Origin of the sequence: Pseudoalteromonas sp. S4492 (assembly GCF_005886115.1) — a bacterium.
Classification (GTDB): domain Bacteria; phylum Pseudomonadota; class Gammaproteobacteria; order Enterobacterales; family Alteromonadaceae; genus Pseudoalteromonas; species Pseudoalteromonas gelatinilytica.
The window spans coordinates 237,250-258,583 of record NZ_PNCP01000036.1; the positions used below are offsets into that span (position 1 = coordinate 237,250).

General features: G+C 41.3%; 17 protein-coding genes. 10 read left to right on the forward strand and 7 right to left on the reverse strand.

The features are described 5' to 3' along the window. Positions 1-7: 7 nt before the first annotated feature. The 3 genes from CWC28_RS11635 (at position 8) to CWC28_RS11645 (ending at position 3,043) form a co-directional block, all read left to right on the forward strand. Positions 8-406, forward strand: a complete 399-nt coding sequence (locus CWC28_RS11635) for a hypothetical protein (protein ID WP_063705848.1) — start codon at positions 8-10, stop codon at positions 404-406. Positions 407-472: 66 nt separating this feature from the next. Beyond that, a complete protein-coding gene (locus tag CWC28_RS11640) occupies positions 473-2,515 on the forward strand; it encodes an ATP-binding protein (protein ID WP_138625185.1) in 2,043 nt (680 codons plus the stop codon). A gap of 66 nt (positions 2,516-2,581) precedes the next feature. Beyond that, positions 2,582-3,043 (forward strand): hypothetical protein, encoded by a 462-nt coding sequence (locus tag CWC28_RS11645; RefSeq protein ID WP_138625186.1) that lies wholly within the window; start codon positions 2,582-2,584, stop codon positions 3,041-3,043. A gap of 22 nt (positions 3,044-3,065) precedes the next feature. Here the strand turns inward: CWC28_RS11645 and CWC28_RS11650 are convergent, their stop codons facing one another. The 4 genes from CWC28_RS11650 to gltB form a co-directional block, all read right to left on the reverse strand. Continuing rightward, positions 3,066-3,758: a response regulator gene (locus CWC28_RS11650; RefSeq protein WP_063705855.1), complete on the reverse strand. Its 693-nt coding sequence runs from the start codon at positions 3,756-3,758 to the stop codon at positions 3,066-3,068. 13 nt (positions 3,759-3,771) lie between these two features. Continuing rightward, positions 3,772-3,984 carry a hypothetical protein gene (locus CWC28_RS11655; RefSeq protein WP_229677558.1) on the reverse strand — a complete coding sequence of 71 codons (213 nt, stop codon included), beginning with the start codon at positions 3,982-3,984 and terminating at the stop codon, positions 3,772-3,774. Positions 3,985-4,246: 262 nt separating this feature from the next. Then, positions 4,247-5,662: a glutamate synthase small subunit GltD family protein gene (locus CWC28_RS11660; protein WP_063705857.1), complete on the reverse strand. Its 1,416-nt coding sequence runs from the start codon at positions 5,660-5,662 to the stop codon at positions 4,247-4,249. Between the two features lie 9 nt (positions 5,663-5,671). Next, positions 5,672-10,129: a glutamate synthase large subunit gene (gene gltB / locus CWC28_RS11665; RefSeq protein ID WP_063705859.1), complete on the reverse strand. Its 4,458-nt coding sequence runs from the start codon at positions 10,127-10,129 to the stop codon at positions 5,672-5,674. A 696-nt stretch (positions 10,130-10,825) separates the two neighbouring features. Here gltB and CWC28_RS11670 point away from each other — a divergent pair. From CWC28_RS11670 to CWC28_RS11695, 6 genes are all read left to right on the forward strand, one after another. Further along, positions 10,826-12,079 carry an efflux RND transporter periplasmic adaptor subunit gene (locus CWC28_RS11670; protein WP_138625187.1) on the forward strand — a complete coding sequence of 418 codons (1,254 nt, stop codon included), beginning with the start codon at positions 10,826-10,828 and terminating at the stop codon, positions 12,077-12,079. A 21-nt stretch (positions 12,080-12,100) separates the two neighbouring features. Beyond that, positions 12,101-12,808 carry an ABC transporter ATP-binding protein gene (locus CWC28_RS11675; RefSeq protein WP_054551528.1) on the forward strand — a complete coding sequence of 236 codons (708 nt, stop codon included), beginning with the start codon at positions 12,101-12,103 and terminating at the stop codon, positions 12,806-12,808. 2 nt (positions 12,809-12,810) lie between these two features. After that, positions 12,811-14,124, forward strand: coding sequence for an ABC transporter permease (locus tag CWC28_RS11680; protein ID WP_105173978.1), 1,314 nt, complete (start codon positions 12,811-12,813; stop codon positions 14,122-14,124). An 11-nt stretch (positions 14,125-14,135) separates the two neighbouring features. Beyond that, positions 14,136-15,341: an ABC transporter permease gene (locus CWC28_RS11685; RefSeq protein ID WP_105173977.1), complete on the forward strand. Its 1,206-nt coding sequence runs from the start codon at positions 14,136-14,138 to the stop codon at positions 15,339-15,341. Between the two features lie 81 nt (positions 15,342-15,422). After that, positions 15,423-16,751 carry a sigma-54-dependent transcriptional regulator gene (locus tag CWC28_RS11690; RefSeq protein ID WP_105173976.1) on the forward strand — a complete coding sequence of 443 codons (1,329 nt, stop codon included), beginning with the start codon at positions 15,423-15,425 and terminating at the stop codon, positions 16,749-16,751. Next, complete coding sequence (locus tag CWC28_RS11695; RefSeq protein ID WP_138625188.1) at positions 16,751-18,040, forward strand: sensor histidine kinase; 1,290 nt, start codon at positions 16,751-16,753, stop codon at positions 18,038-18,040. Before CWC28_RS11690 ends, CWC28_RS11695 begins: the two co-directional genes overlap by 1 nt. A 115-nt stretch (positions 18,041-18,155) precedes the next feature. Here CWC28_RS11695 and CWC28_RS11700 read toward each other — a convergent pair whose 3' ends face one another. After that, entirely contained in the window at positions 18,156-19,085 is a 930-nt protein-coding gene (locus CWC28_RS11700; protein ID WP_063705872.1) for a hypothetical protein, read from the reverse strand. Between the two features lie 103 nt (positions 19,086-19,188). On the opposite strand from CWC28_RS11700, the gene nfi reads away from it, so the two are divergent. Further along, a complete protein-coding gene (nfi, locus tag CWC28_RS11705; RefSeq protein WP_063705874.1) occupies positions 19,189-19,857 on the forward strand; it encodes a deoxyribonuclease V in 669 nt (222 codons plus the stop codon). 11 nt (positions 19,858-19,868) lie between these two features. Here nfi and CWC28_RS11710 read toward each other — a convergent pair whose 3' ends face one another. Together CWC28_RS11710 and CWC28_RS11715 are read right to left on the reverse strand one after the other, a co-directional pair. Next, positions 19,869-20,765, reverse strand: a complete 897-nt coding sequence (locus CWC28_RS11710; protein ID WP_138625189.1) for a hypothetical protein — start codon at positions 20,763-20,765, stop codon at positions 19,869-19,871. A gap of 116 nt (positions 20,766-20,881) precedes the next feature. Further along, complete coding sequence (locus CWC28_RS11715; protein WP_054551536.1) at positions 20,882-21,220, reverse strand: Grx4 family monothiol glutaredoxin; 339 nt, start codon at positions 21,218-21,220, stop codon at positions 20,882-20,884. Positions 21,221-21,334 lie beyond the last annotated feature (114 nt).

The window sequence follows — 21,334 nt, forward strand, 5'->3', positions numbered from 1 at the left end:
TTTACTAATGAATATTAAAAATATGTTTACCGCTTTAGTATTTGGCTTGATTTTGCTTTTCTCAAACCATTCACAGGGCGCAACAACAGATTCACCTTATCAAGGTGCGCAAATAATCGTTACTTTATTTGAATGCTTTTTAATTGCCCTCCCTACTAGCGCATTATTTTTGATTGTTTGGAGTCGTTGGAAGCATTTACGTTTTAAGCAGTTACTACAAACGGTGTTAAATTCATCGTTAGTTTTCATGCTTATTAGCCTAGTAACAGTCAATCAATTAACACAGAATATATCGTCTTGGTTGATTGCTTTAGCGGTCAGCCATACATTGCTTGTTGGTATAAGTTATTTACTCGTTAAGCAACACACGAATAGAGTGAAAAGTACCCTGACTGGTTGCTGGTAATAGCTCCATAATTTGCACACATTTGCTGGTTAGTATAAGCGCACATTAAGCTTATTCTAACTGCAAATGAAATACTCTTTACTTATCGCTGCGTATTTTCTGTCTTTTTCGTGTGTAGCAACCTCACTGCCAAGCTCTCTATTAAATCAAGTCACTGATCTTGAGAATCAAGGCAAGCTCAGTGAAGCTCTCACTATTCTTGAGCAATACAAGGATAAAAATAACACGACATCAGGCCCTGATGTTGCCATGGCACAAGCGCCTCTTTTGCGTAAACAAGGTCATTATAACGAGGCGATAGAACTGTTACTGCCATTACAGAAGCTAGCTAGTCTGAGTAAAAAGGACCAATACCATATTCAAAAAGAGTTGGGGATCAATTATCGTCGCCAAGTAAAAACAATAGAAGCAAAAAATCATTATATGGCAGCCTTAGCGCTTGCCAACGAGCTTGAAGACAAGAACCTACAAGCACAAAGCCATAGCAATTTAGGTTCGCTATATGACACACTCAATGATCTTGAACAATCAATGCATCATCAGGTAAAAGCACAAGGTTTATTAGAAAACAGCGATAATTATGAACTGGTTGCCACTAATTTTTATAACCTAGCAAATCTTGCTCAAAGACTTGATGACCTCTCTCAATCTGAGTACTTCTATAAAAAAGCACTCGAGTTTGATATTAAAACCAAAAACCAAATGAATATTGCCGATACCAGCTTACAACTTGCCAAGCTGGTGTATAAGCGTGGTGATTTGGAGCAAGCGCTCCCTTTATTAAATAATGCCTATACTCGTTTAGCCGACGTAAAGGCTTATGAAAATATGGCTACAGCTAAACATACATTGATGCAATTGTATTTGAAGATAGACAACCAGCATATGGCGCTCAGCAGTGCTGAGTCTGGTCTCAATGCGGCACTTAAATCAGGATCAACGTTAAGCCAACTCTATTCTTACTTTAATTTAATTGAACTGCATTTAGCACTTAAAAACCCTGAGCTCATTGGTCTTTATTTAAGCCGCACAAAAGAGTTGTTAGTGGGTATTGATAATCGCTTATTGAATCAAAAACAGCATGGCTATACCGCAATTTATGCCGAACTTATCGGTGATTACAAACTAGCAGCAGAGCAGCTAAAGCTTGAAAATAAACTGGCCGAATCTTTGTTTGAAGAGCATTTAAATCAAGCTGTCGAAAAAAACAAAAAGCAACTAACAGCTATTGAGCAACAGCAACGCATTGATGATGAGATTCAAAAAAATAAACTCGCTACGGCACAAATGAATAACCAACGACTAGAAAAACAAATTTGGTTGCTAACCGCCGGTATTGTTTTGTTGTTTAGTACCCTTGCCCTAGTGCTCTATTACTTTAAGCATCGAAAAGCGTTATTTAAAGCAAAGCTTTATCAATATAACTTGATTGAAAAAGACAAAATGCTTGCTGATATTTCCCATGAATTACGCACCCCATTGAGCGTATTGAAACTTCATATAGAAGCGCTTGAACTCGATATTCAAGAAAACCGCGATCTCGCCTACAGCAAGATTAATGGCAAAATAGCGCAACTAAATAACTTAATTTCAGATGTGTACCAGTTGTCTCAAGCTGAAAATAAAACCCTGACATTGAATCTTCAACAATATAATGCCGCGCAGATTTTTGCTGAATACGAGCAAGACATGCGTCGTTATGTTTGCAGTCATCAGCTCACATTTTTTGCTGATATTGTTATAGCAGATGATGTTGCAATCACGGTAGATAAACAAAAACTCGACCAAATTCTCAACAATATTTTTACTAATGCATGCCTTTATACAGACAGCCCAGGCCATGTTCGCCTTAAAGTAAGAGCAAACAAGCAAGAGCTGTTTATTCAAGTCGATGATACCTCTCCAGGTGTCGGTAAAGCACACATTGGCAAGCTCTTTGACCGTTTATATCGTGTCGAAGAATCTCGAAGCCGCGCATCAGGAGGCTCAGGTTTAGGGCTGTCAATTTGTCAGAGCTTTGTTGAATTGATGTCTGGTAATATCAACGCATTACCAGGGAAGTCAGGGGGGTTATGTATCAGAATCTTGCTCCCTTTAAGCAGAAAATAAACCTCTCCATTTTTCCACCACATTTTATTGCTTAAATAGCACTATAAACTACTGTGGAATGGAACCATGTCAGAGTCATTAAAGCATGCTCAATGGGCTAAATCTGTTGAGCGTAAACACCGCCAAAGCCAAATTAAAACAACCAAGAAGTCCCCACTTCCTATTTACGCAGCGTTTGCCAGCTTATTGATAAGTGCAGGGCTTTATTATGCAAGCTACGAAAAACCAATAGAGTACCCACCCCTCTCTGAAGCTGCTAAGCAACGTATTTCTCAGTTCTTTGCAAAGCAATTTTTATTAGGTCAATGGCGTTTAAATCAAATTAAGTACTCAACTGATGCTATTCAAGTGTACGTACAAACACCCTCTGCGATTGCCCTTGAAGGTGAAGCACTAAGCCAATATTTGCATTACGCTCTATGCCCAGCTCCAAGCAAACGCATTTGGCAAGATATTCAAGCAAGAGAGTTATCTGTGTATGTGTTCACCCATTCAATTCGAAAAGGTGAACGTACAGTGTGTAACTAATAGAAAAGCGATGAACGCCAAATCAATTGATTTGACGTTCATCATAGCGATAGCCTGCTCCATAAACGGAAGCGACTATCTTAGGAGAGAACTGTAAATTCTTCAGTTTTTTGCGAATATTTTTGATATGGCTGTCGATTACGCGGTCGGTAATATCAAAATTATTAGGTTGGATATGATCAAGTATCTGCTGCCTAGAAAAAACACGCTTAGGGGCTTTGTACAAAAGCTTAAATACGTCAAATTCCACTTTAGTTAAACCTAAAGACACACCTTTTATTTCAACTTCGAGGGCGTCTTCGTTTAAGCAAATCGCAGCAGGTGAATTCATCGCATCGCTTACAACTGGCGCTGGTGCACAGCGTCTTAAAATAGCTTTTACGCGCATCACCAGCTCTGCACCGCTAAAAGGTTTACAGACATAGTCATCAGCGCCATGTTCTAGCCCTTTTAATCTATCTGCCTCTTCAACTTTTGCGGTTACCATGATAATTGGCACCATAGAAAAAGCGCGGATCTGCTTCATGCACTCCACGCCATCTAAATTAGGTAACATTACATCTAAAATTATCGCATCTGGTTTATTTGCTTTAACCCACGAAACCACAGCACTGCCATCAGTGATGTGGTGAGTGGTAAAGCCAGATGCATTGAAGAACAACAGTACTTGCTCTGCAATATCTAAGTCGTCTTCGACGACTAATATCTGGGGCATTTTTATTTCCGTTTTATATTTTTTTTATTGTTTTTAATTGTTGCTTCACCATCGCTTTAAGCGCATCTGATAAGGTTTCATCTAATAAAACCATGGTCAGAATATCGTGCAGGTCTTCACTGTTCATGACCTCATCGAGTAAATCATTTTCAGATTTTGAACTTGGCTGAAAAAAATTTAACTGCTCGGTATTTGTGTGTTCGCAAAACATTTTCTTTTTATCCATGTTGTTAGCATCAAATATTCAGATGGGCTTCTGCCTCTAATGAACATTAAAACGCAACAATGTGGAGCAAATATGGAGTTAATACGAAATAATGAATTTTATCGATTCTGCAGTAAAATTCATTCGTAGATTGTAGGTAATAAGCGCTATTTTTTCATTATTTTTCTGAATCTTGATTAAATTTTCAAAACAGCTAAAAAGTAGGCAAAAAAAAGCAAGCTAGGCAGCTTGCTTTTAAACAAATGAATCGGCAACTTCGTAATTAAACGCCTAAATAGTCCATAATCCCTTCAGCGGCATTTCGGCCTTCGAAAATAGCCGTTACCACTAAGTCTGAGCCGCGGACAATATCGCCACCAGCAAAGATTTTAGGATTAGTTGTTTGGTGAGTAAACTCGCCTTTTTCTGGTGCATTGATACCGCCCCAATGATTGATTTCAACACCATAAGGTTCTAACCAATCCATTTTATGAGGTTTAAAACCAAATGCCATGAGCACCTTGGTTGCTTCAATAATATGCTCAGAGCCTGCTACTTCTTCAGCACGGCGACGACCATTTTCATCCGGCTCACCGAGTTGTGTTTTCACCATTTTAACGCCAGCAACTTTACCTTGCTCATCAACCACAATACCTTTTGGCTGAACGTTGAAGGTAAACTCAACGCCCTCTTCACGGGCATTTTTAACTTCCCGTTTTGAGCCTGGCATGTTTTCTTCGTCACGACGATACGCACAGGTAACCTGTGTAGCACCTTGTCGAATAGAGGTTCTTACACAGTCCATTGCTGTATCACCACCGCCTAATACAACGACTTTTTCGTTCGCCATATCGATATAAGCTTGCTTGTCTTCTGCATAGCCCATAACACGGTTGGTGTTACCTATTAAGAATGGCAGTGCATCAAACACACCGTCTGCATCTTCATTTTCAAGCCCTGCACGCATACTTTGATAGGTACCCACCCCTAAGAATACGGCATCATATTCAGCCAAAATTTCATCAAGGGTAATGTCAACGCCAACTTCAGTGTTTAGCTTAAACTCGACACCCATTTCCGTGAAGATTTCGCGACGCTTTTGCATCACTTCTTTTTCAAGTTTGAATGATGGAATACCAAACGTAAGAAGGCCGCCGATTTCTGGGTGACGGTCAAACACCACAGGTTTTACCCCATTACGAACTAAAATATCCGCACAGCCCAAGCCAGCTGGGCCTGCACCAATAATAGCCACTTTTTTGTCAGACCAAACCACATACGACATATCTGGTTTCCAGCCCATTTTAAAGGCCGTATCTGTGATGTACTTTTCGATATTACCGATAGTGACAGCACCAAACTCTTCTTCTAGCGTACATGAGCCTTCACATAAGCGATCTTGTGGACAAACTCGGCCACACACCTCGGGTAAGCTGTTGGTACGGTGAGAAAGCTCTGCCGCTTCTAAAATACGGCCAGTACGAATTAACTTTAACCATTGTGGAATATAGTTATGTACTGGGCATTTCCATTCACAGTAAGGGTTACCACAATCTAAACAACGGTCCGCCTGTGAGTTAACTTGAGTCTCAGAGAACGGCTCATATATTTCTACGAAAGATTGCTTACGTGCTGAAATTGGTTTTTTACGCGGATCAACACGTTGTACATCGATAAACTGGTATACATTTTCGCTCATACTACCCCCTTACTGAGCCTGAACACGAAGCTCTGCGCTGCTGCGCGCTCGGTGTCCGAGTAAACTTTTTACATCACTAGATTTTGGCTTAACCAATTTAAACATCGGCATGTATAAATCAAAGTTAGCTAAAATCTGCTCAGCGCGGTTTGAGCCAGTCAGCTCTAAATGCTCAGCAATAAGACCGCGTAAATGCTCTTGATGAGAAGCTAAGCCCTCAAGCGTAACAATTTCAACAAGCTCTGGGTTAATGCGTTTTTCAAAGTCTTTGCCTTCATCAAGAATATAGGCAAAGCCACCTGTCATACCCGCACCAAAGTTAATACCCACTTTGCCAAGTACGCACACTACACCGCCAGTCATATACTCACAGCCGTTATCACCGACACCTTCTACAACTGCTTGTACGCCTGAGTTACGAACAGCAAAACGTTCACCTGCAGAGCCAGCAGCAAATAACTTACCACCCGTTGCCCCGTATAGACAGGTATTGCCAGCAATCGTTGCTTTGTGGCTTTCGAACGATGAACCAAGCGGCGGGCGAATTACCAGCTTACCGCCAGCCATGCCTTTACCAACATAGTCATTGGCATCACCAACGAGGGTCATTTCAAGACCACCCGCATTCCATACCCCAAATGATTGACCCGCTGTACCATGAAGCTCAATAGAGACAGGATCAGCAGCCATACCTTGGTTGCCATGTTTAGAGGCAATATAACCCGATAACATCGCGCCCACAGAGCGGTCGGTATTACAAATACGGCTTACCAATGAGGTGCCCGATTTTTCGTCAATTGCTTGTTTTGCTTTTTCAAGCAAGGTTTCATTTAGCTGACCTAAGTAGTGTGAGCTATTTGGCGCACTACAATACAGTGTTTCACCTGTTGGGTTGTTCGGCACAGCAATCACAGACGACAGATCCACTTTCTTTTGTTTCTCTGTATTACCTTCAATTGCTTCAAGTAAGTCCAAACGACCAATTAAATCAGTTAAACGAGTCACCCCTAAACTTGCCATAATTTGGCGTGCTTCTTGGGCAATAAACTTGAAGTAGTTCATCGCCATTTCAGGCAAACCATGATAATGCTTTTGACGCAGTGTATCGTCTTGCGTTGCAACACCGGTCGCACAGTTATTTAAGTGACAAATACGCAGATACTTACAACCAAGTGCCACCATAGGACCAGTACCAAAGCCAAAGCTTTCAGCACCTAAAATAGCAGCTTTAATGATGTCTAGACCCGTTTTAAGACCACCATCGGTTTGTAAACGAATACGGTGACGTAAGCCATTTTCTACTAGCGCTTGTTGAGTTTCAGCAAGGCCAAGCTCCCATGGGCTACCCGCATATTTCACCGAAGTAAGCGGGCTCGCACCGGTACCACCGTCATAACCTGCAATGGTAATTAAATCGGCATACGCTTTGGCAACACCCGTTGCGATAGTACCGACACCCGGCTCAGACACTAGTTTCACCGAAATTAGTGCTTCTGGGTTTACTTGTTTTAAATCGAAAATTAGCTGGGCTAAATCTTCAATCGAATAAATATCGTGATGCGGCGGTGGAGAAATCAAAGTCACACCTGGCACTGAGTAACGCAATTTTGCAATATACGGCGTCACTTTTTCACCTGGTAATTGACCACCCTCGCCTGGTTTTGCACCTTGCGCCACTTTAATCTGAATCACATCAGCGCTACGTAAGTAATGCGGTGTTACACCAAAGCGGCCAGAAGCAACCTGTTTAATACGTGAGTTTTTCTCTGTGCCGTAGCGAAGCTTGTCTTCACCACCCTCGCCAGAGTTTGAACAACCACCTAAACGGTTCATCGCTATTGCTAACGCTTCATGCGCTTCTGGCGATAACGCACCAATACTCATTGCTGCTGAGTCAAAACGTTTGTATAGCTCAGTTGCAGGTTCTACGTCATCAATACTGATGCCTGCATCAGGCACTTTCAGTGCAAGCATGTCACGTAAGTTAGTGATCGGACGATTATTAACCAGATCAGCGTACGCTACATAGTCACTATATTCTCCAGAACGCACAGCTTTTTGCAGTGTTTGAATAACGTCTGGGTTATAAGCATGGTATTCACCGCCATGAACATATTTTAATAAGCCGCCATGGCTTAATAATTTACGTTTACTAAATGCCAATTTATGAAGCTTGCGTTGGTCATCATCAAAATCAGTGAAACAGGCTCCTTTAATACGACTTGCTACGCCATTAAAACAGGTTTCTACAATCGCGTCAGACAAACCGACTGCTTCAAACAACATTGAGCAGCGATAAGATGCAACGGTACTGATACCCATTTTCGACATGATTTTATACAAGCCTTTATTTATCGCGTTACGATAGGCAAGTGTGACCTCACAATAGCTCTTGTTAAGAATCTTTTTGTCACTCATCGCAACTAAAGATTCATAAGCAAGGTACGGATAAATAGCCGTCGCGCCAAAACCAAGTAATACCGCAAACTGATGCGCATCACGGACACTACCCGATTCGATGATAATATTTGATTCACAACGTAAGTTATTATCAACTAAACGCTTTTGAATAGAACCAACCGCCATTGCTGCCGGAATAGGTAACTGTGTTTCACTGAAGTTACGGTCACTTAACACGAGCATTACGCAACCCGCTGCCGCTTTTTCTTGCGCTTCATCACAAATACGCGTGATGGCGTTTTCAAGGCCTTCTTCTGCAGTGTAAGTAATATCGATTTTACAATAGCTATAATGCGCTTGATCAGCACTTAAAAGCTGTTTCATGTCTGCATACATCAAAATAGGTGTATCAAACTGTAAACGCTTAGCGTGACCAGTTGTTTCGTTGAATACGTTTTGCTCACTACCAATACAGGTTGCCAGTGACATAACATGGTTTTCACGAAGCGGATCAATCGGTGGATTGGTTACTTGCGCAAATTTTTGTCTGAAGTAATCAAACAATGAACGATGACCTTCTGACAGTACCGCAAATGGCGTGTCATCCCCCATTGAACCTGTTGCTTCTTGGCCATTTTCACCCATTACACGAATAACGCTATCAAGTTCTTCGTTGGTGTAGCCAAACATTTTTTGATACTTAAGCAATGTTTCATCATCAAATGAACGATTACCTGCGTCTTTTTCTGCAAGCTGTTCAAATGGCGTTAAACGCTTAACGTTTGCTTCAAGCCATGCTTTATATGGATGACGTGACTTAAGGTCTTGGTCAATTTCATCTGAATGCCAAATTTTACCTTGGTGAGTATCAATAACTAACAGTTCACCCGGGCCCACACGGCCTTTCTCAACCACTTCATCAGGTGCGTAGTCCCAAATACCGACTTCTGAGGCAAGGGTAATAAAACCATCTTGCGTGATTACATAACGCGCTGGGCGTAAACCGTTACGGTCAAGGTTACAGGCTGCAAAACGGCCATCAGACATAACAATACCAGCCGGGCCATCCCATGGTTCCATATGCATTGAGTTAAAGTCATAGAATGCACGTAGGTCTTCATCCATAGCACGGTTCTTTTGCCATGCTGGCGGCACAAGCATACGCATTGCACGGAATAAATCCATGCCACCGGCTAAGAACAACTCAAGCATATTATCTAAGCTTGAAGAGTCTGAGCCGCTTTCGTTAACGAATGGTGCAGCTGATTGCAAATCAGGAATAAGTGGTGAGGCAAACTTGTACGCACGGGCACGGGCCCACTGGCGGTTACCTTGAATCGTATTGATTTCACCATTATGCGCTAAATAGCGGAATGGTTGTGCAAGCGGCCAACGAGGTTGTGTATTAGTAGAGAAACGTTGGTGAAATACACAAATCGCACTGGTCATGCGAATGTCAGCTAAATCTAAATAAAAGTTAGGCAAGTCTACAGGCATCATTAAGCCTTTATAGACAGTGACCAAACCAGATAAGCTGGCAATATAAAAATGTTCATCGTTTTCGAGGCGCTTTTCAGCACGACGACGCGCTACATATAAGCGACGTTCTAAATCTTTTGGACGCCAGCCTTCTGGTGCGCTAACAAAAATTTGTTCAAAGCCTGGTAGTTGTTTTTTTGCAATTGGCCCTAAACATGACGCATCAGTCGGTACTACGCGCCAGCCTTGAATGCTCAAGGTTTCTTTTTCGAGTTCTTCACTCAACACATCTTTAGCTGTTTGCGCAAGTACAGGATCGGCATTTAAAAATACCATGCCTACGGCGTAGTTCTTTCCTAGATGCCAATCATGTTCGCTGGCAATAGCACGAAAGAAACTATCGGGTTTTTGCATTAATAAACCACAACCATCACCGGTTTTACCATCGGCAGAAATACCCCCACGGTGCTCCATGCGATCTAAGCCAGTGATTGCTGTTCGAATCAAGCGATGGCTCGCCTGACCATTGACCTGGGCTATTAAGCCAAAGCCACAATTATCTTTTTCTAATTTTGAGTCGTATAACATAGACCCCTCCCCTTGCTACAACGACTAGCGGTTCAGTCTTTTGTGACAGTGCTAGCAGACGAACAAAACTATCGCCAAATATCCCATGAGTCAATAGAGTTTTGAATACATATTCATATTCATGAATATTTCTCACTTAAAGCACACTTTAAATTCTAAGCTAAATTTTTACATTTAGTCGTATTTTACCCGTTATTTTTTTATGACACTGGTGTCAAATTTAACAACTTGTAAAAAAACAATCTAAAAATCCGCACCTTTACGTTAACGTAAACTGCACGCAATATTGAATAATTATTCACACAATGAATATCAATGCAGTTTTTAATGGGCTCTAGTGCAGTACAGCTGCATCATTATTTACTCTTGGCTTTAGCATAGTTACAAACTATGTATCTGAGCAGCCGACCTTAGTCGCAATGTCTTAGTCTGTTTACCCTTGCGTCAACAATCAGCAATTTAAAAGTGTCCGCTGCGGACACTTTTTCTGTCCGCGGACAGATAACAAACCTGCAATAAAAACAAATTCCAATAAAAATCAACAACTTAAAAGTTGGCACGCTACTGGTATAGATAAGACATCAGCGAAATTAAGGATTTCAAAATGTTCACTATCAGTTTGTTTATGGCTTCTCCACTTACCATGCTTGCCGTTGGCTTCATGATCGTGTGTTTTGAGAATCGTAAGGAGTTAAAATGATTAAGGATACCAGTGCCCAAGATATTACCGTGGCGAAGAAAAACACCATAAAAAAACCACTTATAGTAGTAGCGGGTGTAATACTTGTTGGTGCGCTTGGCTTTCAAGCATTATTTGCAAGTAGCGATGGCAGCATTTCGGTAGATGCAGCGAGCTTACAAATTAGTGAAGTGACTCAAAAGACGCTAATCAGAGATGTGGCCGCGAGCGGTAAAATCGTTGCAGCTAATGCGCCGAAGGTTTATAGCCCTGAACGTGGTTTTGTCGATTTAAAAGTAAAAGCCGGTGACAGCGTTGAGGTAAATGAAGTGATCGCAACCGTAACCAGTCCTGAGCTTACCAACGAGCTAAAGCAGCAGCAATCGGTATTAGCACGTTTAGAAGGTGAATTACAACGTAAGCAACTTGAAGCGCGCAGACAAAAACTGAGCCTGACTAAAGCGCTCGATTTAGCGCAAGTTGAACTCAATGCCGCAGATAGAGAAAACCGCCGAGCTAAAATCTCTATCGAGAAACATTTAATTAGCCAAATAGATCTAGAAAAAGCGGTTGATGACTTAGCCCGTGCCAAGCTTTCTTATAAGCACGCCGAGCAAGAAGTTAATCTAGCCCAAGATACCCTCGCATTTGAGCTAAAAGCAGCAGAGCGTGATCTGGCTCGTCAACAACTAATTGTTGACGACTTACTCAGACAAGTAAATGAACTTACTATCACTGCCAGTGTAAGCGGCATTGTGGGTAACTTATTAGTGCAACAAAAAGAAGCTGTCACACAAAGCCAACCATTAATGACATTGGTCGATTTAAGTAACTTTGAAGCAGAACTGCAAGTACCAGAAAGCTACGCCAATGAGCTAGGTCTTGGTATGCAAGTTGAGCTTACGTTAGGAGCTCGTCATGTCACAGGCACTCTTTCAGCCATTTCGCCTGAAGTGAATAACCGCGAGGTGACAACCCGCGTACGTTTTGACAATGAGATTTCTGGCATCCGCCAAAACCAACGCTTAACCGCACGTATTTTATTAGAGAATCGCGACGATGTATTACAAGTAAAACGCGGCGCATTCTTACAACAAGGTGGCACCCATGCCTATAAGGTTGACGGTGACATGGCTTATTTAATCGATATAAAAACCGGTGCAAGAAGTATTAATGCTGTCGAGATAATTGAAGGCGTAGAGCCTGGCGATAAGCTAATTATCTCGAACTACGATCGCTTTAAAAAAGCAACCACACTGGTTTTACGCTAACAAATAAAAGGAATAATCAACATGCTTACAATGAACAACATCAGCAAAGTGTATCAAACAGATATGGTACAAACACATGCCCTTCGTGACTTTAATCTACAAGTAGAAGAAGGTGAATTTATTGCCGTAACGGGCCCAAGTGGCTCAGGTAAAACCACATTTTTAAACATCGCTGGTATGTTAGAACCATTTAGCGAAGGCCAATACATGCTAGACGGTATTGATGTGGGTAAGCTCAACGACAACCAGCGTGCTGACTTACGTAATCAAAAAATTGGTTTTATTTTCCAAGGCTTCAACCTTATTCCAGATTTGAACCTCTATGAAAATATTGAAGTGCCACTGCGTTATCGCGGTATCAAAGCCGCCGAGCGTAAACGCCGAATCGAGCAATGCCTAGAGCAAGTTGGTTTAGCATCACGCGCTAAACACTTACCGCAACAACTTTCTGGTGGTCAACAACAACGTGTAGCTATTGCCAGAGCTCTTGCAGGTGAACCGCGCTTTTTACTTGCCGATGAGCCAACCGGTAATTTAGATAGCTTAATGGCGCGTCAAGTAATGGAGCTACTTGAGCAAATCAACCGTGATGGCGCAACAATCATCATGGTTACTCATGATCCAGAGCTTGCCCGCAGAGCACCACGTAATATCCAAGTTGTTGACGGCCAATTAGCTGACTTCACCTTGTACCAAGGCACTCAAAATCTTAAAGCGGCTGGAGTGTAACCATGTTCCTTCATTATTTAGATTTAAGCTGGCGCAGCTTTAAGCGCACGCCACTTGTGAGCTTTTTAATGGTACTGGCCATTGCCATAGGTATTGGCGTAACCATGACAAGCTTATCTGTGTATCACATGATGTCAGCAGACCCTATCCCTGAAAAAAGTAGCGACCTTTATACTGTACAGCTACAAACCATGGATGAAGGCCGTACGTGGTGGACAGTCGATAACATGCCACTGCAATTAACTTATCAGGATGCCGTTAACCTTAATCAAGCGAATGCGGGTGGCAAACGTGTCACTATGGTTAGAACGGGTTTTTCGGTTTATTTAGACTCAGATAAAGTTAAACCATTTATTGGACAAGCACGCCTAACCACGCCTGATTTTTTCGATATGTTTAACCTATCATTTATTTATGGTGGGGTTTGGAGCGCGCAACAAGAAGCCGATGCAGCCCCTGTTGTGGTGATCAATAAAGAATTAAACGACAAGCTATTCGCAGGTGAAAACCCTGTCGGCAAAATGGTGTACCTCGATGATGCCAGCTACGAAGTTATTGGCGTCATTGATGATTGGGATATCACCACCAAATATTATGATCTGAACAACGGTGCATTTAATAAGACCGAGCAACTATTTTTACCATTTAGCCTAATGAAAGCACGCCAGCTTGAAAACTGGGGTAATACCAATGGTTGGAAGCACGAAAAAACCAATACCTTTAACGATAAGCTCAATTCTGAAATGGTGTGGTTACAATTTTGGGTTGAACTAAAAACACCTGCAGAAAAACAAGCTTACCAAGACTTTTTAATGGCCTATATGCAAGAGCAACAAAAGCTAGGTCGTTTTAACCGCGAAAAATTAACCGCCACCTTACGCGATGTAAATGAGTGGATGCAGTACAACAATGTCGTTAGCGAAGACAACGAAATTCTGGTTGGCCTAAGCTTTATGTTTTTGGCGGTATGCCTTGCCAACATTTTAGGTCTATTACTAGCGAAATTTTTACGCCGCGCTCCGGAAGTCGGTGTGCGCCGTGCATTAGGTGCCAGCAAACGCCAAATATTCTTTCAACATATTGTTGAGGTCGCGATGTTAGGTTTCTTAGGTGGCATCTTCGGAATTATTTTGGCGCAAGTGGGCTTATTAGGCGTACGTCAAAGCTATAGCTACTACCAAAGCTTAGCCACTATGGATTTAACCATGCTACTCAGCGCACCTGTGATTGCAATTAGCACCTGTGTGATAGCGGGTCTGTACCCTGCTTGGCTGGTATGTAAAACCAACCCTGCTATTTATCTTAAGAGCCAATAAGGAAGACACCCATGTTAGAAATTAAACCTATCTTTCACGCCTTATGCCGCTCAAAAGTTGGCGCTATTTTATTACTGATCCAAATTGCCATCACCACTGCGATTGTCAGTAACGCAGCGTTTATTATTCAAGACAGAATTAGCTATTTAAGCCAAGAGACTGGCTACCCTGAACAAGACATTTTCGTTTTTAATGTCATGATGTTTGGCAAAGATGTGTCGCCATCTCAGCAATATGAGCTTGATGAAGCCATGCTTCGTCAAATACCTGGTGTAGTTGATGCTGCTTATTCGAGTAACACACCGCTTTCGGGCAGTGGCTCTTCGTCAGATTTTAGTTTAAAGCCAGCACCTGAAGAGAGTAAATCAGCGCGTAGCTCTTACATGTTTATCGATGAGCATGGCATAAATACTTATGGTGTAAAACTCATTGCTGGGCGTAACTACACCGAAGACGAAGTGATCGTTACCGATAACTATGATGAGCTTTCAAAAGTAACCGTTGTCACTAAAACCCTACTCGATGAGCTGTTTCCTGACGGCAATGGTTTAGGTCAAACTGTCTATTTTGGTGACATTCCAATGAAAGTAATTGGTGTTGTTGAACTGATGAAAGGCCCATGGCTTAAAGACAGCCGCCCAGATAACGTAGCACTGCTGCCTTTTATTAAGCCTGGTACAAATGCACGCTTTGTGGTTAGAACAGAGCCTGGTCAACGTCAATCAGTCATGAATCGTGTTGAAGAAGCCATGCTGAAAAACTACAACAAACGCGTTATTTCTCGCATTCGTGGCTTAGATGACGATAAAGAGTCATACATGGCTGAAGATACATTAATGATGCGCATGTTGATTGTACTTATTACTATTTTAGTGTTGGTGACGGCCCTGGGTATTTTCGGCCTAACACTGTTCAATATTAGTAAGCGTACTAAACAAATAGGCACTCGCCGCGCTTTAGGCGCCAGAAAATCTGCCATCATCAGCTACTTCTTAGTTGAAAACGCCATGATATGTATAGTTGGTTTAGTGATTGGTGTAATTGCTGCCGTGTATTTAGGCCAGTTACTCATGCAGCACTTTTCAATTGCTCAGCTTGATATTAGCTACGTGCTTGCTACGGCGCTGGCAGTGTTCGTTATGAGTTTATTAGCAGTACTTGCACCTGCAAAACGGGCGGCGAATATCTCACCGAGCATTGCAACTCGAACAATTTAGTTCTCCCAACCTATGCTACACTGGATTAACAGTGTAGCATTCATCTTGCACCCTTATTAGGAAAATAACTAAAACAATAATATGGAAAAAATACTTATCGTCGACGATAACCCAGCCATTTTGGATGCATTGTCGTTATTACTCGAAATTCACGGTTTTGATGTTGTTACAGCAAGTAACCCGTTTGAGGCAATTCAAGCCGTACAATACCAACGCATAGCGCTTGTTATTCAAGACATGAACTTCACCGCCGACACCACTTCCGGCGAAGAAGGCAAAGAACTTTTTTATGCCTTACGAGACATTAATCCTCACTTACCGATTATTTTGATCACCGCATGGACAGAGCTTTCTACTGCCGTTGAACTTGTCAAAGCAGGGGCTGCTGATTATTTACCAAAACCATGGGACGATGCCAAGCTACTTACTTGTGTAAATAACCTAATCGAGCTGGGTAAAGCAAAACAGCAAAACGAAACCTTTACCCGCCACCAGCAAGAACGTGACGCATCTGTGCAACAAGCAAATTTGGTGGGCTTGGTTTATAAAAGTACCGCTATGGAGCACATTGTTAATCTTGCGATTCAAGTGGCTAAATCGGATATTTCAGTGCTGATCACAGGCCCTAACGGCAGTGGTAAAGAGCGCATTGCGCAAATAATACAGGCTAATTCATTATTAGCTGATAAACCCTTTATCACTGTTAATGCGGGTGCTTTGCCAAGCGAGCTTATTGAGGCTGAGTTATTTGGTGCCGAAGCTGGCGCCTATACAGGTATTACTAAACAGCGTATTGGTCGTTTTGAAGCGGCCGATGGTGGCACCCTATTTTTAGACGAAATTGGTAACTTACCACTTTCTGGGCAAATGAAATTATTACGCATTTTACAAACTGGTGAATTTGAACGTTTAGGCTCAACACAAACACGTAAAGTGAATGTGCGGGTGATTTCAGCAACCAATGAAGATTTAAGCCATGCAATTAGAACAGGTCAATTTCGTGAAGACCTTTACTACCGCTTAAATGTAATTGAGTTAAATTTACCAAGCCTTGCCCATCGCCCAGATGATATTTTAGCTTTGGTCGCACACTTTTTACCTGAGCGCACACTGTCACTAAGTACAGAAAAAGCCCTGCTCGCCCATAGCTGGCCGGGTAATGTTCGTGAGCTTGAAAATGCCTGTAAACGCGCTGGCGTTTTAAAACCCACAGGGGTGATTGAGCTTGCTGATTTTGGCTTACAAGTTGAAACAAACAGCCCAACACAAACAAGAGCAGAGCCTAACAGACAAGAGATCGAACTTGCCATGCGCGAATACAAAGGTGTGATTGCTAAAGTGGCTCGCCATTTTGGCTTAAGCCGCCAAGCGCTCTATCGCAGGCTTGATAAATTTAAGATTGAATACTAATGCGTTCTTCGTTTCGATATAAAATCATAACTTTGTGTATTGCAGCGTCTGCATTGCCGCTTGTGTTGGTGTGTTATTTTGCGGGCATAAGCTTGCTTTACAGCCTATTAGCCCTGCTCGCTTGCGCCTTGATCAGCGGATTTTTTGCCGCGCAATTATCAGCTCCGCTCATTGATGGTATGAACTCGCTCGAAACCGGGCTGCTTAATTTTAAAGATGGTGAGCTGGCCACATTATTAGCCTATGATGGCAGTGATGAGCTAGGTGATTTATGCCGGCTTTATAACCAAACCGCAAAACAGCTTCGCCAAGAAAAACAATGGATTTATCAGCGTGAGTTGATGCTCGACAAAGTGCTGCAAAGCTCGCCACAAGCTGTACTTTTGACTAACGACCAAGGCTTTATTGTGTATAGCAACCACAGTGCCCGCAGCTTACTCGATGCTAAATCAGCCCTTGAAGGCGCCAAGCTCGAAAACTTATTAGATTCAAGCTGCGAGCAATTAACGCGTGCCATTCACAAAGGCGTTGATGGCTTATTTACCCTGGACAAAGCAGATCAAGAATCACAAACTTGGCATATGGCAACAGGCCGATTATTGCTTAATAATCAGTTTCATCAACTGTATGTTTTTAAACAGCTGACTCGCGAACTAAGCCGCCAAGAAGTAGAGGTATGGAAAAAAGTTATTCGTATCATTAGCCATGAGCTTAACAACTCCCTAGGGCCAATGTCGTCGATGCTTCATAGCGCGCAACTATTAACGAAAGAAGTCGATGAACCACGCTTAAAACGGGTATTTACCACCATTGAAGACCGCATAAAACACCTTAATGAGTTTGTACAAGGCTATGGTAAATTTGCCAAGTTACCCACCCCTCAACTATCAACGATTAACTGGCCGAGGCTGATTGAGCAATTAAAAAGTCAGTGGCAGGTTGAAGTATCACTTGATGAGCGAGTGACAACTGACGCTGATCACACTCAGCTCGAACAGTTACTTATAAACTTATTAAAAAATGCCTATGAATCAGGGTCAAACCCCGAAGATGTCAGTTTAACTGTGCAACAAGAAGCAAGTGGCACACACATCACAGTGAGTGATAAAGGCAAAGGCATGAGTGAAGCTGTAATGGCAAACGCACTTATTCCCTTTTACTCAACCAAAGCAACAGGCAGTGGCTTAGGGCTAGCACTGTGCAGAGAAATAGTTGAAGCACATCACGGGCAAATAAGCTTACATAACCGCGAGCAAGGTGGATTAAGCGTGCATGTTTTGCTGCCCTAATAGCCTTTAACGCATTCGATATGGATCATGATTAACAAAGAAACCCGTAACATAATATGAGCTTTTGCAATGCTAAGCCGTATCATACTGATTAAATTACCACTTATTTAAACCTCTATGCTAATAAAGCCTTTTCGTTGAAACCTTGCTCATGTAACTTGGCAACGAGTTGTTCAAGCTCCTCATCTTTTTGAGGGGCTACAGGCTGTGTTAATAGTAAAGAAGTCACATTGCCAAAACCTGGGTGATCAAAATCAGGGTTCTCAAGGCCATGTTGTGCTCTTAGCGTTAACAGCATAAGTGCAGCATAAGGTGTAAATTGCCAGTTCATATTATCGAACTCAAAAAACATCTTACTCGGTGGTGATGCTACCTGAGTGACTTGATCGTCACATAACTGATTTAGATAAGCGGTGACTTTTGTTAAGTCAGTACTATTCCAGTTATCTAAAATAGCTTGGTAAGCAAAGTCATCTACAATCGGTTTTAGGGTATTATCACCTTTCGCCCGATCAAACAACAAGATGATAAAATCACCAATATGACTTTTTGAGCGGTTTATCCAGTTTTTCATATAACCGTTTTCGAATAATCTATAAAATTGCCGCGCATAATCATACTGATGTAATAAAACAGCTGTAGCTAATTGAAATACACTACCAGGTGAAATAACTCCTTCGTTTTCAACTCCAAAACGAATAAAACAGCGTTTTTGCTTTATATGCGCAATTGCTAATTCATAGTATCCATAATTTAAATAATAACTTAAGTGCTCTGCATCAATCACGCTGTCCTTAACTAAACTAGCTTGTGCAATATTTTCGTAAATTTTACATTGGCCTGACAGTTCAATATTAAGCTTTTCCCAAGGAGCAAAAGGTAATCGCTCATTAGAAAACTCTTCTCCCTGGGTTTTACCATGCTCAATATAGTGAGTAATTCTAACAATATTATCCTCAAAAATATTTTTATACTTTTCCGGGCCTTTGATTGCACGCTTACGCTTTCGTAAAAATTTTTCTAATTTTTTATTCATTATTAACATGTCACTGCTTTTTTGATGAGTAATAATAAACTTTATTTTTCATACAACTAGCATTTTTTATTATGATAAAATCTCACATTATACTTAGAATTTTTAAGATGTTATGTATATCAATAGTTTAAAAGAAGCACAGCTGTCGCTCTCTAAAAAAGTAAGAGCATCCGATGAAAAGCAGTGTGTTAAAACAATTGCTGGTGTCGATGTTGCTTATAACGAACAATTATCTGAAGTTGTTGGCGCAATTACGGTACTGAATGCTGATACATTAAAAGTACTTGAAGCACAAACTAGTATTGAGCCCATCAGCTTTCCTTATATACCAGGGCTATTTTCATTTCGTGAAGTGCCACCGCTTTTAAATGCATATAACAAACTGACCATAAAACCTGATTTAATTGTTTGCGATGGCCATGGCCTTGCACATCCACGGCGTTTTGGTCTTGCTTGCCACTTGGGTGTCATATTAGATATCCCCACCATAGGTTGCGGAAAAACCAAGTTATTAGGCGAGTTTAATGAACTTGCAGAACACCGCGGCGCAACGGCAGATTTATTAGATAACGACGAAGTTATTGGCAAAGTGTTACGCACACAAGATAACATTAAACCTGTTTATGTATCTATTGGCCATAAAGTATCTTTAGAGACAGCAGTTGAGTGGGTCCTCAAGCTAACGCCTAAATACCGACTTCCCGAGACAACACGTCAAGCTGATCAACTGGTAAATAAAACTTTAAAAGAACATAGAGAAAAGACTTATGAAAAAACATAAATCTTAACTCATTAATAAAGCTTAAGTTTGTATAATATTTTTACCTTCTGAAAATTATCATTTCGAAAAGAAATGACCTCATCTAATGTTAAATTAACTAAATGGTGAAAGCTTAGCTCTTCTAGCTCCAGCCAAGCATGTTTTTTCAGCTCGTATAAAACACCCCAGCTAATATTTGAAACTAAAAGCGTATTAACTGGGAACTCTAACAGCGACGGCAGTAGTTCTGAAAATGTTATATCCGTTACGTCTTGTAAGCTAAGCTCTATAACATTATCAGAAAGCAATTTTTTTATATCGCTAAAACTCGTGATTTTTAGCGGTGAGTCATCAACCTTAGCATTCAAAGAAAAGATATCGTCAATACTCTTATAGATATATATACCGCGAAGCTTATTCTCTTTATTAAATGATAACTTTAAACTTCTTTTATCCCCTGCTTGAAACCTAGCTTCATAATAAGACAACACTGAAGGCTCATTCCATTCATATTCATACTGAATAGGACCAACACCGTAAAATAGTTCAGAGTAACAATCATGCTTTTGAAAATGTTGTGCCATTGCATCAGCAATCCCTCCGTTGACGATACAGCGTACATCACACACCCAGCCATAAGCAGCCTCATAGACAACACCATTAAAAGGCTTACCTTCATGAAAAAGCTGTAAGTTTCCATCCCATTCTTCATCAATGATGCTATCTAATAACTCAAGCCCTTTAATATCGATATAAGGGAAATTGTAATCTCCCAATATTTCGCCATTAAAAAATTGCTTTTTGCTAACAACAACCCCACTTTCAGCATAAATAGCAACGCCCGTAAAGGGCGCTCCTTTGAAAAAGTAGGAACTTTCCTGTTTTACTAGCGCATCAGACACAACAAGTGATGGAGCTTCACATTTCATTTAATAACCAACCCAGCAGAAATTTGAACATGCATTTTATTTTAAAGTTGTGCTTAACTAAGCAAATGGATATAAAAAAAGCCGCAATCAGCGGCTTTTCTCTACACTAAATATAATTATTCAGCGTCTTTTTCTTTGTACTTTGCAGCTGTTTCAGTGATTAGTGGCTGTAATTCACCACGTTGAAACATTTCGATGATAATGTCACAACCACCGATAAGCTCGCCTTCTACCCAAAGTTGTGGGAATGTTGGCCAGTTTGCGTATGCAGGTAACTCTGCACGGATATCTGGGTTAAGTAGAATGTCAACGTAAGCAAACTGCTCACCACACGCCATAAGTGCTTGTGATGCTTGTGAAGAAAAACCACAGTTAGGTAACTTTGGTGATCCTTTCATGTAAAGAAGGATTGGATTTTCAGAAATTTGCTGTTTAATTTTATCGATGGTTTCCATTTACAACCTCAAAAAAGACATTGGCTTACTACATTGGCCTTGAAAAAGTTTCACTGTGGCCTCAGATATATAACTTAAAATCGGCATTCGTAGCCACAATTTTAAATAGTCTTT

Coding starts and splice junctions, on each gene's coding strand:
- CWC28_RS11635 (WP_063705848.1), top strand. CDS start 8: ATGAATATTAAAAATATGTTTACCGCTTTAGTATTTGGCTTGATTTTG.
- CWC28_RS11640 (WP_138625185.1), top strand. CDS start 473: ATGAAATACTCTTTACTTATCGCTGCGTATTTTCTGTCTTTTTCGTGT.
- CWC28_RS11645 (WP_138625186.1), top strand. CDS start 2,582: ATGTCAGAGTCATTAAAGCATGCTCAATGGGCTAAATCTGTTGAGCGT.
- CWC28_RS11650 (WP_063705855.1), bottom strand. CDS start 3,758: ATGCCCCAGATATTAGTCGTCGAAGACGACTTAGATATTGCAGAGCAA.
- CWC28_RS11655 (WP_229677558.1), bottom strand. CDS start 3,984: ATGGATAAAAAGAAAATGTTTTGCGAACACACAAATACCGAGCAGTTA.
- CWC28_RS11660 (WP_063705857.1), bottom strand. CDS start 5,662: ATGAGCGAAAATGTATACCAGTTTATCGATGTACAACGTGTTGATCCG.
- gltB (WP_063705859.1), bottom strand. CDS start 10,129: ATGTTATACGACTCAAAATTAGAAAAAGATAATTGTGGCTTTGGCTTA.
- CWC28_RS11670 (WP_138625187.1), top strand. CDS start 10,826: ATGATTAAGGATACCAGTGCCCAAGATATTACCGTGGCGAAGAAAAAC.
- CWC28_RS11675 (WP_054551528.1), top strand. CDS start 12,101: ATGCTTACAATGAACAACATCAGCAAAGTGTATCAAACAGATATGGTA.
- CWC28_RS11680 (WP_105173978.1), top strand. CDS start 12,811: ATGTTCCTTCATTATTTAGATTTAAGCTGGCGCAGCTTTAAGCGCACG.
- CWC28_RS11685 (WP_105173977.1), top strand. CDS start 14,136: ATGTTAGAAATTAAACCTATCTTTCACGCCTTATGCCGCTCAAAAGTT.
- CWC28_RS11690 (WP_105173976.1), top strand. CDS start 15,423: ATGGAAAAAATACTTATCGTCGACGATAACCCAGCCATTTTGGATGCA.
- CWC28_RS11695 (WP_138625188.1), top strand. CDS start 16,751: ATGCGTTCTTCGTTTCGATATAAAATCATAACTTTGTGTATTGCAGCG.
- CWC28_RS11700 (WP_063705872.1), bottom strand. CDS start 19,085: ATGTTAATAATGAATAAAAAATTAGAAAAATTTTTACGAAAGCGTAAG.
- nfi (WP_063705874.1), top strand. CDS start 19,189: ATGTATATCAATAGTTTAAAAGAAGCACAGCTGTCGCTCTCTAAAAAA.
- CWC28_RS11710 (WP_138625189.1), bottom strand. CDS start 20,765: ATGAAATGTGAAGCTCCATCACTTGTTGTGTCTGATGCGCTAGTAAAA.
- CWC28_RS11715 (WP_054551536.1), bottom strand. CDS start 21,220: ATGGAAACCATCGATAAAATTAAACAGCAAATTTCTGAAAATCCAATC.